This window comes from Tardiphaga sp. GW821-FHT12E02 (genome assembly GCF_058807155.1).
Genome location: NZ_JBXAQK010000001.1, coordinates 1,103,666 through 1,117,590, shown reverse-complemented (window position 1 = coordinate 1,117,590; position 13,925 = coordinate 1,103,666). Strand labels below are relative to the sequence as shown.

Below are 13,925 nucleotides of genomic sequence, written 5' to 3'. Positions count from 1 at the left end.
TTGGCAACGCGAAAACTCTGTCAAAATCATGAAATCCTTGACAGGTTGCCGCCGTTGACATCCCCCCACACGCCCCATATCTCTCCCCGACCGGGCCGGTGGCGAAGGTGCGATTTCGGCTGCGCCGTGGCCGTTGAACCCCTGATCGCCCGACCTCCACTGATCACCGTCGGCCTTTACGCCGACAGGCGGAGCGCCGTTTCAACTGGCGATCCGCTGAACCAATTCCACGGCCTTCGCAGGCCGCATCGAGAAGACAGGATTTCGTGATGATCGGCGCGCTCGCCCGCAAGCTTTTCGGCTCCGCCAACGACCGCCGCATCAAGACGTATCAGACGCGCGTCGCTGCCATCAATGCGCTGGAGCCGGAAATCGCCGCGCTGTCCGATGACGCGCTGAAGGCCCGCACCGCCGACTTCAAGGCGCAGCTGGAAGCCGGCAAAAGCCTCGACGACATTCTCGTGCCCGCTTTCGCCACCGTCCGCGAAGCCGCCAAGCGCACCCTCGGCCAGCGCCATTTCGACGTGCAGCTGATCGGCGGCATGGTGCTGCATGAAGGCGACATCGCCGAGATGAAGACCGGCGAAGGTAAAACCCTCGTCGCCACCCTCGCCGTCTATCTCAACGCGCTCGCCGGCAAGGGCGTGCATGTGGTCACCGTCAACGACTATCTCGCCAAGCGCGATAGTGGCTGGATGGGCCAGATCTACGGCTTCCTCGGCCTCACCACCGGCGTGATCGTGCACGGCCTCGACGATGCCGAGCGCCAGGCCGCCTATGCCTGCGACATCACCTACGGCACCAATAACGAATACGGCTTCGACTATCTGCGCGACAATATGAAGTACCGGCTGGAGGACATGGTCCAGCGCGGGCACAACTTCGCGATCGTCGACGAAGTCGACTCGATCCTGATCGACGAAGCGCGCACGCCGCTGATCATCTCCGGCCCGCTCGACGACCGTTCGGAATTCTACAATACCATCGACACCTTCCTGCCCTCGCTTGAGCGCAAGGTCGATTTCGAGGTCGACGAGAAGCAGCGCACGGTGGCGCTGACCGAAGCCGGCATGGAGAAGATCGAAACCCTGCTGCGCGACGCCGGCCAGCTCAAGGGCGACAACCTCTACGACGTCGAGAACGTCTCCGTCGTGCATCACGTCAACCAGGCGCTGCGCGCGCATTCGCTGTTCAATCGCGACAAGGATTACATCGTCCGCGACGACGAAGTGATCATCATCGACGAATTCACCGGCCGCATGATGCAGGGCCGCCGTTATTCGGAAGGCCTGCACCAGGCGCTGGAAGCCAAGGAACACGTCACGGTTCAGCCAGAAAACCAGACGCTGGCCTCGATCACCTTCCAGAACTATTTCCGCATGTATGGCAAGCTGGCCGGCATGACCGGTACGGCGCTGACCGAAGCGGACGAACTGTTCGACATCTACAAGCTCGAAGTCGTCGAGGTGCCGACCAATATCGGCATCAACCGTCTCGACGAGGACGACGAAGTCTACCGCACCCACGGCGAGAAGAACGCCGCGATCCTGGCCGAAATCCAGCGCGCCAATGCGCGCATGCAGCCGGTGCTGGTGGGTACCGCCTCGATCGAGAAGTCGGAAGTGCTGGCCGAGTTCCTGCTCAAGAACGGCTACAAGATGATCGACTTCGCCGATCCGAAGGGCATGGACAAGCTCTATGCGGCAGCGCGCGCCGGCAAGCCGGCCAAGCTGTTCGCCGTGCTGAATGCCCGCTTCCACGAGCAGGAAGCCTATATCGTGGCTGAAGCCGGCGTCCCCGGCGCCATCACCATCGCCACCAACATGGCCGGCCGCGGCACCGACATCAAACTCGGCGGTTCCTGGGAAATGCGCGCGCAGATCGCGACCGCCGGCATCGAGGACGAAGCCGCGAAGGCCGCCAAGATCGCCGAGATCAAGGCCGAAATCGAAACCTTCCGTGCGGCCGTGCTGAACGCCAAGGACATCGTCGAGATCGAACCGGCCAAGGGCAGCAAGCCCGCCAAGACCGTCGAGAAGCCGGGTGGCCTCTACATCATCGGCTCCGAACGCCATGAGTCGCGCCGTATCGACAACCAGCTGCGCGGCCGCTCCGGTCGTCAGGGCGACCCCGGCCGTTCGAAATTCTATCTGTCGCTGGAAGACGACCTGATGCGCATCTTCGGATCGGATCGGCTCGACACCATGCTGACCCGCCTCGGCCTGCAGGAAGGCGAGGCGATCATCCATCCGTGGATCAACAAGGCTCTGGAAAAGGCGCAGCAGAAGGTCGAGGCGCGCAACTTCGACATCCGCAAGAACCTGCTGAAATATGACGACGTGCAGAATGACCAGCGCAAGGTCATTTTCGAGCAGCGCATCGACCTGATGCAGAATGACAGCGTCGCCGACACCGTGGCCGATATGCGTCACGCTTTCGTCGAGGAGCTGGTCACCAAGCACGTGCCGGAAAACCAGTATGCCGAGCAGTGGGACGTGGCCGGCCTGAAGGAAGAGCTGAAGCGCGTGCTCGACCTCGACCTGCCCGTGGACGAATGGGCGAAGGAAGAAGGCATTGCGGACGAGGAAATCCTCAGCCGCATCGAGCAGAAGGCCGACGAACACATGGCGGCCAAGGTCGCCCAGTGGGGCCCCGACGTGATGCGTTACGTCGAGAAGACGATCCTGCTGCAGACGCTGGATCATCTGTGGCGCGAGCATCTGGTGATGCTGGACCATCTGCGCCAGGTCATCGGCCTGCGCGGCTACGGCCAGCGCGATCCGCTGCAGGAATACAAGGCGGAAGCGTTCAACCTGTTCGAGGCGCTGATCTCGAACATGCGTGAGGCCGTGACGGCGCAGCTGATGCGCGTCGAGATCGTGCCGCCGGAGCAGCAGCCCGAACTGCCGCCGATGGAAGCGCACAAGCTCGATCCGAATACCGGCGAAGACGAAATGGCCTATGCCAATGCCGCACTGACCGGCCCCGGTGCTGCCGTGGTGCCGGCGGCGCAACGCGATCCGAACAATCCGGACACGTGGGGCAAGGTGGGGCGCAACGAGGATTGCCCGTGCGGGAGCGGCAAGAAGTTCAAGCACTGCCACGGGCGGTATGCGTGAGGTTGGGCGGGGTTGGCTGATAGGTGAGAGCCTGCGGCACCCCCACCCGGCTTCGCTCTGCGAGCTTCGCCGGGGCAAGTCCCGGCCCTTCCCCGCAAGGGGGAAGGGTGAAGAGGAGCCCCTACCAACGACGGGCGTTTCAATTTTGAACTAACCGGCTTTCAAGCCAAAAGCGCCGCGCTTAGTGCTCCCTTCCCCCTTGCGGGGAAGGGCCGGGGATGGGGGTCACCACGCTCTGGATGACCTGAAGCACGCCCTCAATATTCTCAAAGACCTCATGATTCCAGAACCGGAGCACGCGATAGCCGCGGGCTTCGATATAGGCTGTGCGGCGCGCATCGGCCCCTCGCTGCCAGTCATGCTGACCGCCATCGAGCTCAATCACCAGCCTTGCCTTGCGACTCGCAAAATCGACGATGAACGGGCCGATGAGTGCCTGGCGCCGGAAGTGTGAGCCAACAAGCGTGATGTCGTGCTTCAAGCGCGGCCAGAGCCTGCGCTCGGCGTCGGTTGGCTCGCGGCGCATTTGATAAGCGAAGGCGTGTTGGCGATCGTTCATAGAGCGACCTCAAAACACTTCGATGGAGCTTGCGGCACCCCCATCCCCGGCCCTTCCCCGCAAGGGGGAAGGGAGCACTGGGGGCATTGCCAAGTCTAATATCACAACCGACGGGAACTTGCCTGCTCACCTCATCATTGCCATCCTCGCGCACTCGCGAGGAGCCCGTTGATGCTATCCGACACCGAACTGATGATCCGCCTCCTCTCGGCTGCCGCCCTCGGCAGCCTGATCGGTTTCGAGCGCGAACGGCTGCTGTGGGCGGCCGGCATTCGCACCCACATGCTGGTCTGCGTCGGCTCCTGCCTGATCATGCTGGTCTCGCAATATGGCTTCAGCCACATCCTCACCCAGGAGCATGTCGTGCTCGATCCGTCGCGTATCGCAGCGCAGGTGGTGTCGGGGATCGGCTTTCTCGGCGCGGGCGCGATCCTCGTGCGCGGCGAGATCGTCAAGGGGCTGACGACGGCGGCGAGTGTATGGACGGTCGCCGCGATCGGACTCGCGGTCGGCGGCGGGCTCTATCTCGCAGCGGGTGCGTCGACCGTGATCATCCTGCTCATCCTCGTCGGCATGAAGCCGCTGGAGGAGGCGTATCGTTCGCGCAACCAGACCTGCATGCTGAAGGTGGAAGTCGAGAACAACGCGCTGACGCCGGAGCTGTTGCGCGAAACGCTGACGCTGCGGCCCGGCCAGGTGAAACGGTTTCTGGTGGAGAGCCGCGATCCCGAGGGCATCGACCAGCTCGCGATCCTGCTCAGCAAGGTGTCGTCGCAGGATATCGCGACCTATCCGGACAAGCTGCAGGAGCTCGACGGCGTGCGCACGGTGACCGTGGTGAAGCGCGTGAAGGATCGGCCGGCGGATATGACGTGACGGGCTCGGTCGTAGGGCGGATGAGCGCAGCGTCATCCGCCGCGGTCTTCGCCACATGAACTCCGCCGGCGGATGACGGCTTCGCCTCATCCGCCCTACGAATCAGCGTGCGATCGAGAAGCGGCTGTCGAAGGAATTGCCCGAGACGACCGGTGCGGCGCCCGACAACGAGCTTGCCGGCGCGGCAGGCTCCGCGACAACCGTCGGCTTCAGCGGCGGACGTGCCGCGGCGACGGCCGTCGCCGGAGCAGCAGCAGGCTTCGCGGCCGGTGCCGGTGCAGACTTGGCCGCCGTGGCCGGCGCCTTTGCCTTGGTGGCGGCGGTGGGCGCAGCAGCAGGCGCCGGCGCGGCGGGCGTCGCAGTCGCCGTGGTGTCGTCGCCACCCATGCCGACCTTCTTCGCCAGATTGCTGAAGAAGCCGCCTTGCGACGAAGCCGATGCAACGCGCGTGGTGGCTTCGGCAGCAGGCGCAGCAGACAGTGGCGCTGTATCATCCGAATTCGAGAACATCGACGCACCGAATGACGGCGAGGCCGTTGCCATCGCGGTGGCCTTTGGCGGATTGACGTGCGGCGGGATGGTGCCCGGCGCGCGCGCATAAGCGACGCTCTGCGAGCCCGGCAGATCGGGCTCGGACAGGCCGGTGGAGCCTTCCGGAATCTTCGATGCAAAAATGCGGTTCATGCCGCCGTCGATATCCGGACGGCGCTGCGCCATCGGCGTGCCCTTATTGATCAGCTCGGCAGTCTTGGCATCGTCCGACGCTTCCTTGGCGCGGACGGCATCGGCGATCTCGGCCGGCACTTCATAAACCGGGCACTTCATCGACGCATTGAACATCGCCGGGCGCGTCGGCGAGGCATTCGGCACCACCGGATCGAACACGTAGCGCTGTTCGCAGAACTCGACCTTCGGCTCCTGCTTCGTCACTTCGAAGTGGTCGTAGCCCTGCTTGATCATCTTCCAGAACGGCATGTTCGGATTGCCGCGATGCCGCGCCATGTTCACCGGGGTCATGCGGAACGGATAGGCCTGCACCTGGAAGGCGCGCTGGCCGCCGAAGAAGCTCTCGCGGCCGAACGAATAGACTTCCGAAATCTGCTCGTCGGTCATGGCGTAGCAGCCGCGCGACGAGCAATCGCCATGCACCATCAGCTGCGAGCCGGTGCGACCGAGCGATTTATCGAAGGCGTTCGGATAGCCCATGTTGAAGGACAGATAGAACGACGACTGCGGATTCATCTGGCCCGGCGTGATCGAATAGAAGCCTTCCGGCGCCTGGCGATCGCCTTCCTTGATCTTCGGGCCGAGATCACCCGACCAGCGGCAGATCGGATAGGTCTTCAAAAGCGCGAACTGGCCGGAGCGCGTCTGCTTCCAGACTTCGAGCTCGGCTTCCTGCTTGAAGATGCGGATCAGCAAAGGCGACTGCGGATCCATGTCCTTGGCGGCCATTTCGGCCAGCATCTTTTCCGGGATCGGCTTGTTGGCCTTGGCATTGCTGGCCAGCGACATCTGCTCGCCATTGCAGCCAGCCAACAGCGCACCGGCCGACAGGATGGCCGAGGTGAGCAGCGCGCGAACAAGCGAGCGATTGATCAAGACGAAACTCCACAGCCGGCGGGCCGCCGACACCCCAAGGAAATGCGGACAAATTAGTCCTAATTCCTTCCCAAATATTAGCCTTAAGGGCCCCTGCCCGCAACACAACCGGCTGTGAGCGACGGGTTCCCGTTCGGCGATGGTCAATAGAGATTGAAGATCGGGTGCCGGGCGGAATTGCGGCGGGGCGCCGGGGGACGGCGGGGATGGTTAACCGGAGGTGAGACTGCGCCTTTGGCCACCTGCTCCGCCCTCATGGTGAGGAGGCGCGTAGCGCCGTCTCGAACCATGGGTGCAACGCTCCGGAGCTTGCGGCCATCCTTCGAGACGCCGCTGCGCGGCTCCTCAGGATGAGGGCGGGAGTGGGCGGATGGAGTCGCCCAGGGTCGAGCCTAAGCCCGGATCACGGTCTTCAAGTAGTTGTAAGCCTTGATGACTTCGATCAGGCGGTCTTCCGTTGAACGGTCGCCGCCATTGGCGTCGGGGTGGTGCTGCTTGACCAGCGCCTTGTACTTGGCCTTGACGTCGTCCAGCGTCGCCTCGCCGGTCAGGCCCATGACCTGCAGCGCCTTGCGCTCGGCATTCATGACCTTTCGGGCTTCGGGCTTCGGCGCTTCCGGCGCGGCGCGGCGGCGGCCACGGCCGAGGCCGTTCATCTCGTCGAACATGGAGAATGGATCGACGGCGCCGTCCAGATCAGCCTCGCCGGACTTGCCTTTGCCCTTGGTGCCATTGGCGCCCATTTTCCAGGTCGGGCGATGGCCGGTCAGCGCGTCCTTCTGGTAACTGGCCACGGCGTCCGGGGCCATGCCCTGGAAGAAGTTGTAGCCCTGATTGTATTCACGGACGTGGTTCAGGCAGAAATGCCAGTATTCCTTGTCCTGGGCGCGGCCCTTGGGCGCGCGGTGCGGGCCCTTGTTCTTGCATTCGGGCCACTCGCACATGACCGAGGCTTCGCGGGCAGCGGCCTGCTGCTTCGCGCTCAGCTTGTTCGGCTTGATGCGGATACTGTCGAAGAATTTGGATGAGTCGATGGGCATGGCTGACTATGACAACGCAACGCAAAAAGCTTCAAGTCTTGACATTCGCATTACCCTCACAGGCGCCCCTGCGCCGCACTTTCCGGCCCGACATCACGATGGACGCCTGCGGCCGGAGCCGCTAAGCCGGTCATCATGACCATGAAAGATAACATCACAAAGAAGCTGACGGATGCTTTCGCGCCCCTCAGCCTGACCGTGACCGATGAATCGCATCTGCATGCCGGTCACATGGGCCACCGTCCGGAGGGTGAAACCCATTTCAGGGTCAATATTGTGTCGGAGGCCTTCGAAGGGAAGAGCCGGCTCGACCGCCACCGGATGGTGAATACGCTGCTGGCCGCGGAACTCGCAGGAACGGTGCATGCGCTGGCGGTGAAGGCGATCGCGCCGGGGGAATAACTCCGGGTCGTCCCCGCGCAGGCGGGGACCCACACCCCCGGTCAGCGAAGCTCTAGCCGCATCGAAGCGGATATCGCGCGTCAGCCAGATCTCCAGCGTGTATGGGTCCCCGCCTGCGCGGGGACGACACCGGAGAGACCTATTTCTTCAGCGACGAAATCGCTTCCAGCACGTTCGGCTTCAGCCCTGCCCCGCCATTGTCGATGTGCTCGAAAATCTTCTTCCGCATGCGCGGATCCCAGAATTTCTTGATGTGCTCGGCAATGCCCGCCACCGCATGGTCGTGGCCCTGGCTCCGGAAGAAATCGCCGATCTGGTTGGCCATGTAGATCAGCCGGTCAGGCGACGTCGATGTGTGCGTGTCCATGCTCTTGCCCTGATGCATCCGCGATCACGCGACCCGGATGTGTGAAAACCTCAAAACCGTCCGACCGCGCAATGGCGGCCAGGGTGATGCCGGCAGCTTCCGCCATGCGGATGGCCAGCGCCGTGGGGGCCGAAACCGACACCATGAGCGGCGCGCCGATGGCGGCGGTCTTCTGCACCATCTCGACCGAAACGCGGCTGGTCAGCAGCACCATGCCTTTGACCGCATCGACCTTCCCCTGCGCCAGCGCGCCGGCCAGCTTGTCGAGCGCGTTGTGGCGGCCAACGTCCTCGCGCAAGGCGACGATACCGCTTGCAGGTGTCCAGAACGCCGCCGCATGCACCGCACGTGTCTCGACATTGATCTTCTGCAACGGCGCCAGTGCGTCCATCGCCGTCATGATCTGATCGAATGAGAATGAACCACCGGGTGCAACCACCGCAGCCGGCTTCACCGCCTCAGTGATCGAATCGATGCCGCACAGGCCACAGCCGGTCGGCCCGGCAATCTGCCGGCGTCGCGCGCTGATGCTCTCGGCCTTGTCCGACGCAAGCCACATCCGCAGCTCGACGCCATCGTCGAATTCGACGGCCTCGAAACTCTCGATCTCATCGATCGAGGCAACGACGACTTCGCTCAGGCTGAAGCCATAGGCGAAATCGCGATAATCCTGCGGCGTCCCCATCATGACGGCATAGGTGCCGCCATTATAGGTGATCGCCAGCGCGGTCTCTTCCGGCACCGCGCGCAGCCCCTCGCTGACGCCGTGACGGCGCCAGACTTTTCGGGACGCTTTGCGGACCGGCTCGACCATGGATTACTCGGCGGCTTCCAGCGGCGCGATCCGGCGCGACTGGCGGGCCTGCTCCTCATATTCCTTCTGCCATTCCGACGGACCGTTGGACGGCGAGATCTGCACCGCCGTCACCTTGTATTCCGGACAGTTGGTGGCCCAGTCCGAGAACTCGGTGGTGATGACATTGGCCTGCGTGGTCGGGTGATGGAAGGTCGTGTAGACCACGCCCGGCGCCACCCGCTCGGTGAGAAGCGCACGCAGGGTCGTCTCGCCGGCACGGCTCTGCAGCCGCACCCAGTCGCCCTCGCGGATACCGCGCTGTTCGGCATCATGCGGATGCAGCTCGAGCCGGTCTTCCTCATGCCAGACGACGTTCTCGGTGCGGCGGGTCTGCGCGCCGACATTGTACTGGCTGAGAATGCGGCCGGTGGTGAGCAGCAGCGGGAAACGGGGCCCGGTGCGCTCGTCGGTGGCGATATATTCGGTGCGCATGAACTTGCCCTTGCCGCGCACGAAGCCGTCCATATGCATGATCGGCGTGCCCAGAGGCTGCTTCTCGTTGCACGGCCACTGCACGGAGCCTTCCTTTTCCAGCTTCTCGTAGGAGACGCCGGCAAAGGTCGGGGTCAGCGCCGCGATCTCGTCCATGATCTCCGAGGGATCGTTGTACGTCATCTCGTAGCCGAGCGCCTTGGCGAATCCCAAGGTCACTTCCCAGTCTTCTAGACCGTTCTTCGGCGACATCACCTTGCGGACGCGCTGGATGCGGCGTTCGGCATTGGTGAAGGTGCCGTTCTTCTCCAGGAAGGTGGAGCCCGGGAAGAACACATGCGCGTAGTTGGCGGTCTCGTTGAGGAAGAGGTCATGCACGATGACACATTCCATTGAGGACAACGCGGCCACCACATGCGAGGTGTTCGGATCGGACTGCAGGATGTCCTCGCCCTGGACGTAAAGGCCCATGAAGGTACCTTCGGTGGCGGCGTCGAACATGTTGGGGATGCGCAGGCCCGGCTCGGGATTGAGCTTCACGTTCCACATGGCCTCGAACTGCTCACGCACGGCATCGCCGGAGAGATGGCGATAGCCCGGCAGCTCATGCGGGAACGAGCCCATGTCACAGGAGCCCTGCACATTGTTCTGGCCGCGCAGCGGATTCACGCCGACGCCGGAGCGGCCGATATTGCCGGTGGCCATTGCGAGATTGGCGATGGCGATCACCGTGGTGGAGCCCTGGCTGTGTTCGGTGACGCCGAGGCCGTAATAGATCGCGCCGTTGCCGCCGGTGGCATAGAGACGCGCAGCCGCACGCAGCTCCTTCGGGTCGACGCCGGTCATGATGGCGGTGGCTTCCGGGCTGCGCTCAGGCTCGGCCACGAAGGTCGCCCAGTCCTCGAACTCGCTCCAGTCGCAACGCTCGCGCACGAAGCTCTCATTGACCAGACCTTCGGTGACGATGACATGGGCGATGGCGGTGAGCACGGCGACATTGGTGCCGGGCAGCAGCGGCAGATGATGCTGTGCCTCGATATGCGCCGAGCGCACGATGTCGGTGCGGCGCGGATCGACGACGATCAGCTTGGCGCCCTGGCGCAGGCGCTTCTTCAGGCGCGAGCCGAACACCGGATGGCCGTCGGTCGGATTGGCGCCGATGATCATCACCACATCGGTGTCTTCCACCGAGTCGAAATCCTGGGTGCCGGCCGAGGTGCCGAAGGTGGAGGACAGGCCATAGCCGGTCGGCGAATGGCAGACGCGGGCGCAGGTATCGACATTGTTGTTGCCGAAGCCGGCGCGGATCAGCTTCTGCACCACATAGACTTCTTCATTGGTACAGCGTGACGAGGTGATGCCGCCGACGGAATCCTTGCCATACTTGGCCTGGATACCCTTGAACTTCGACGCAGCGAAATTGAACGCTTCGTCCCATGACACTTCGCGCCACGGATCCGAGATCTTGTCGCGGATCATCGGATTGAGGATGCGCTCCTTGTGGTTCGCATAGCCCCAGGCGAAGCGGCCCTTGACGCAGGAATGGCCGCGATTGGCCTTGCCGTCCTTATACGGCACCATGCGCACCAGCTCCTCGCCGCGCATTTCCGCCTTGAAGGTGCAGCCGACGCCGCAATATGCGCAGGTGGTGACCTTTGAATGTTCGGGTTGGCCGATCTCGATGACGGCCTTCTCGGTCAGCGTCGCGGTCGGGCAGGCCTGCACGCAGGCGCCGCAGGAGACGCATTCCGAGCCGAGGAAGGATTCGCTCATGCCCGGCGAGACGCGGCTGTCGAAGCCGCGGCCGGAGATGGTCAGCGCGAAGGTGCCCTGCACTTCCTCGCAGGCGCGGACGCAGCGCGAGCAGACGATGCACTTGGACGGGTCGTAGGTGAAATACGGATTCGACTCGTCCTTCGCCATCCAGCGATCGTTCTCGCAGGACTCCGGCGAATGATGCGTGTGCTTCGGGCCTGTCTTGGCGAAGACGTGGTTCTCACCATCATAGCCATAGCGGACGTCGCGCAGGCCGACTTCGCCTGCGACATCCTGCAATTCGCAATCGCCATTGGCGGCGCAGGTCAGACAGTCGAGCGGATGATCGGAGATATAGAGCTCCATCACGCCCTTGCGCAGCGCCGCGAGGCGCGCGTTCTGGGTATGGACCACGAGGCCTTCCATGGCCGGCGTGGTGCAGGACGCCGGTGTGCCGGCGCGACCTTCGATCTCGACCAGACACATGCGGCAGGAGCCGAACGCATCCACCATGTCGGTGGCGCACAGTTTCGGGATCTTCGTGCCCATCTCCATGGCAGCGCGCATGATCGACGTGCCCTCGGGCACGCTGATGCTCTGACCATCGATGGTGAGCGTCACCATCTTCTCGGACTTGGACAACGGGGTGCCGTAATCGGTTTCATGAACGAGCGACATGGTCTGCTCCTTACTCTGCGGCCTGGATTTGCGGCGCCGGGCCGAAATCATTGGGGAAATGCTTGAGCGCGCTCATCACTGGATACGGCGTGAAGCCGCCCAGTGCGCAGAGCGAGCCGAATTTCATGGTGTTAGAGAGATCCTGCAGCACCGCGATGTTCTCGGCCACGCGTTCACCACGACGGATCTTGTCGATGGTCTCGACACCGCGGGTGGAGCCGATGCGGCAAGGCGTGCACTTACCGCAGGATTCGATGGCACAGAATTCCATGGCGAAGCGGGCCTGCTTCGACATATCGACGCTGTCATCGAAGATCACGATGCCGCCATGACCAATCAGGCCATCGCGCTTGGCGAAGGCCTCATAGTCGAACGGCGTATCGAACAAGTCGCGCGGGAAATAGGCGCCGAGCGGGCCGCCGACCTGCACCGCGCGCACCGGCTTGCCCGTGAACGTGCCGCCGCCGATGTCATCGACGAGTTCGCCCAGCGTGATGCCGAAGGCGACCTCGAACAGGCCGCCGAATTTCACATTGCCGGCGAGCTGGATCGGCATGGTGCCGCGCGAGCGGCCCATGCCGTAATCCGCATAAGCCTTGGCGCCGTTGTCGAGAATGAACGGGATGGCCGCAAAGGACAGCACGTTGTTGATGACCGTGGGCTTGCCGAACAGGCCCTTATGCGCCGGCAGCGGCGGCTTGGCGCGGACAAGGCCGCGGCGGCCTTCCAGCGATTCCAGCAGCGAGGTTTCCTCGCCGCAGACATAGGCGCCGGCACCGACGCGGACTTCGAGATCGAAACTGTGCGCCGAGCCCTTGATCCTGTCGCCCAGCCAGCCTGCGCGCTTGGCTGCAACGATGCCCGCATTCATGGCCTCGACGGCATGCGGATATTCCGAGCGGATATAAATGTAGCCCTTGGTGGCGCCCACCGCGATGCCGGCGATGGTCATGCCTTCGATCACCACGAAGGGATCACCTTCCATGATCATGCGGTCGGCAAAGGTGCCGCTGTCGCCCTCGTCCGCATTGCAGACGATGAATTTGCGATCGGCCTGGGCGTCGGCCACGGTCTTCCACTTGATGCCGGTGGGGAAGCCCGCACCGCCACGGCCGCGCAGGCCGGAGGTGGTGACATCGGCGATGATACCGGCGCCATCCAGCGTGAGTGCGCGGGTCAGGCCCTTGTAGCCGCCATGGGCCTCGTAATCCTCGGCCGAGCGCGGATCGACGACGCCGCAGCGGACGAACGTAAGACGGGTCTGTTTCTTCAGCCACGAGATCTCGTCAGCAATGCCGAGGCGCAGATCATGCGGGCCATCGGCGATCATCGCATCGAGGACAGAAGCGACATCCTTGTCTTCCACCGGACCGAATGCGACGCGGCCTTTCGGCGTGACGACTTCCACCATCGGCTCGAGCCAGAGCAGGCCACGCGAACCATTGCGGACGATCTCGATGTCGAGCTTGCGTGTCGCGGCCTGCGCTTCGAACGCAGTGACGAGTTCGTCCGCACCGACACAGACGGCTGCGGCATCGCGGGGGATGTAAATTTTCAAGGTCATCGCTGTGCCTCCGCAACCAGCGCATCCATGCGCTTCTCATCGAGGCGGCCGACCAGTTTGCCATCGAGCATCGCCGACGGCGCAGTGGCGCAGAGGCCAAGGCAGTAGATCGGCTCCAGCGTGACGCGATCATCGGCGGTGGTGTTGCCGAGCTTGACGCCCAGCTTCTGCTCCGCGCGCGCGGCCAGCGCATCGCCACCGGCAGCCTGGCAGGCCTCGGCACGGCAGATTTTCAGCACATGCTTGCCGGCCGGCTCGTGGCGGAAGTCATGATAGAAGGTGAACACGCCATGGATCTCGGCGCGGGACAGGTTGCGCGCCTCGGCGATCATCGGCACGGCGGGTTCCGGGACATAGCCGAAGGCGTCCTGGATCGCATGCAGGATCACGATCACCCCGCCTTCCACATGGGAATGGCTTGCGATGATCTCGGTGCAGCGCGCGGCGCTCCATGGTTCGTAAACAGCGTTCATCCCGGGTACTCGATCGTCTTTGTGACTGCTAACGCAATCAAAATTGGAATCGATCCAAAGATCAATAAAGCTGTCTCATGCTGCGATACGGAAAAGGCATCAAGCGATTGGGCGGGCTGACCATTTTGACGCAGGGGCCCGTAGATGCCCCGATTTGCCCTCATCTTGAGGAGCCGCGCAGCGGCGTCTCGAAGGATGGCCG

The 13,925-nt window shown here is 63.4% G+C and carries 11 protein-coding genes; 3 read left to right on the top strand and 8 right to left on the bottom strand.

The genetic code is table 11. The features are described from left to right. Positions 1-269 precede the first annotated feature (269 nt). The gene (secA, locus tag AC1RQ5_RS05330; RefSeq protein WP_493197452.1) at positions 270-3,119 is read left to right on the top strand and encodes a preprotein translocase subunit SecA; all 2,850 of its coding nucleotides are present in this window, start codon (positions 270-272) and stop codon (positions 3,117-3,119) included. 181 nt (positions 3,120-3,300) lie between these two features. Here secA and AC1RQ5_RS05325 read toward each other — a convergent pair whose 3' ends face one another. Further along, positions 3,301-3,678 (bottom strand): endonuclease domain-containing protein, encoded by a 378-nt coding sequence (locus tag AC1RQ5_RS05325; protein WP_493197450.1) that lies wholly within the window; start codon positions 3,676-3,678, stop codon positions 3,301-3,303. A gap of 171 nt (positions 3,679-3,849) precedes the next feature. Here AC1RQ5_RS05325 and AC1RQ5_RS05320 point away from each other — a divergent pair, with 171 nt between their 5' ends. Further along, positions 3,850-4,554 (top strand): MgtC/SapB family protein, encoded by a 705-nt coding sequence (locus AC1RQ5_RS05320; protein ID WP_398481610.1) that lies wholly within the window; start codon positions 3,850-3,852, stop codon positions 4,552-4,554. 102 nt (positions 4,555-4,656) lie between these two features. Here the strand turns inward: AC1RQ5_RS05320 and AC1RQ5_RS05315 are convergent, their stop codons facing one another. Both AC1RQ5_RS05315 and AC1RQ5_RS05310 read right to left on the bottom strand, forming a co-directional pair. Further along, positions 4,657-6,156: a L,D-transpeptidase family protein gene (locus AC1RQ5_RS05315; protein ID WP_493197449.1), complete on the bottom strand. Its 1,500-nt coding sequence runs from the start codon at positions 6,154-6,156 to the stop codon at positions 4,657-4,659. A gap of 392 nt (positions 6,157-6,548) precedes the next feature. After that, the gene (locus AC1RQ5_RS05310; RefSeq protein ID WP_398481608.1) at positions 6,549-7,196 is read right to left on the bottom strand and encodes a J domain-containing protein; all 648 of its coding nucleotides are present in this window, start codon (positions 7,194-7,196) and stop codon (positions 6,549-6,551) included. A 135-nt stretch (positions 7,197-7,331) separates the two neighbouring features. On the opposite strand from AC1RQ5_RS05310, the gene AC1RQ5_RS05305 reads away from it, so the two are divergent. Continuing rightward, positions 7,332-7,598, top strand: a complete 267-nt coding sequence (locus AC1RQ5_RS05305; protein ID WP_398481606.1) for a BolA family protein — start codon at positions 7,332-7,334, stop codon at positions 7,596-7,598. Positions 7,599-7,737: 139 nt separating this feature from the next. Here the strand turns inward: AC1RQ5_RS05305 and AC1RQ5_RS05300 are convergent, their stop codons facing one another. Genes AC1RQ5_RS05300 through AC1RQ5_RS05280 form a run of 5 tightly spaced genes read right to left on the bottom strand, consistent with a single transcriptional unit; the run spans position 7,738 to position 13,723 of the window. Further along, a complete protein-coding gene (locus AC1RQ5_RS05300; RefSeq protein WP_398481604.1) occupies positions 7,738-7,965 on the bottom strand; it encodes a formate dehydrogenase subunit delta in 228 nt (75 codons plus the stop codon). Continuing rightward, positions 7,937-8,779 carry a formate dehydrogenase accessory sulfurtransferase FdhD gene (fdhD, locus tag AC1RQ5_RS05295; protein WP_493197447.1) on the bottom strand — a complete coding sequence of 281 codons (843 nt, stop codon included), beginning with the start codon at positions 8,777-8,779 and terminating at the stop codon, positions 7,937-7,939. The genes AC1RQ5_RS05300 and fdhD overlap by 29 nt, the downstream gene beginning before the upstream one ends. A 3-nt stretch (positions 8,780-8,782) precedes the next feature. Then, a complete protein-coding gene (gene fdhF, locus AC1RQ5_RS05290; protein WP_493197445.1) occupies positions 8,783-11,686 on the bottom strand; it encodes a formate dehydrogenase subunit alpha in 2,904 nt (967 codons plus the stop codon). Between the two features lie 10 nt (positions 11,687-11,696). Then, positions 11,697-13,250 (bottom strand): formate dehydrogenase beta subunit, encoded by a 1,554-nt coding sequence (locus AC1RQ5_RS05285; protein WP_493197443.1) that lies wholly within the window; start codon positions 13,248-13,250, stop codon positions 11,697-11,699. Then, positions 13,247-13,723, bottom strand: a complete 477-nt coding sequence (locus AC1RQ5_RS05280; protein WP_493197441.1) for a formate dehydrogenase subunit gamma — start codon at positions 13,721-13,723, stop codon at positions 13,247-13,249. Before AC1RQ5_RS05280 ends, AC1RQ5_RS05285 begins: the two co-directional genes overlap by 4 nt. Between the last annotated feature and the right edge of the window lie 202 nt (positions 13,724-13,925).

What these genes read in the sequence shown, in the direction of transcription:
- AC1RQ5_RS05305 (WP_398481606.1), top strand. Translation starts at nt 7,332, where the DNA reads ATGACCATGAAAGATAACATCACAAAGAAGCTGACGGATGCTTTCGCG.
- AC1RQ5_RS05300 (WP_398481604.1), bottom strand. Translation starts at nt 7,965, where the DNA reads ATGGACACGCACACATCGACGTCGCCTGACCGGCTGATCTACATGGCC.
- fdhD (WP_493197447.1), bottom strand. Translation starts at nt 8,779, where the DNA reads ATGGTCGAGCCGGTCCGCAAAGCGTCCCGAAAAGTCTGGCGCCGTCAC.
- AC1RQ5_RS05285 (WP_493197443.1), bottom strand. Translation starts at nt 13,250, where the DNA reads ATGACCTTGAAAATTTACATCCCCCGCGATGCCGCAGCCGTCTGTGTC.
- AC1RQ5_RS05320 (WP_398481610.1), top strand. Translation starts at nt 3,850, where the DNA reads ATGCTATCCGACACCGAACTGATGATCCGCCTCCTCTCGGCTGCCGCC.
- AC1RQ5_RS05280 (WP_493197441.1), bottom strand. Translation starts at nt 13,723, where the DNA reads ATGAACGCTGTTTACGAACCATGGAGCGCCGCGCGCTGCACCGAGATC.
- AC1RQ5_RS05325 (WP_493197450.1), bottom strand. Translation starts at nt 3,678, where the DNA reads ATGAACGATCGCCAACACGCCTTCGCTTATCAAATGCGCCGCGAGCCA.
- fdhF (WP_493197445.1), bottom strand. Translation starts at nt 11,686, where the DNA reads ATGTCGCTCGTTCATGAAACCGATTACGGCACCCCGTTGTCCAAGTCC.
- AC1RQ5_RS05310 (WP_398481608.1), bottom strand. Translation starts at nt 7,196, where the DNA reads ATGCCCATCGACTCATCCAAATTCTTCGACAGTATCCGCATCAAGCCG.
- secA (WP_493197452.1), top strand. Translation starts at nt 270, where the DNA reads ATGATCGGCGCGCTCGCCCGCAAGCTTTTCGGCTCCGCCAACGACCGC.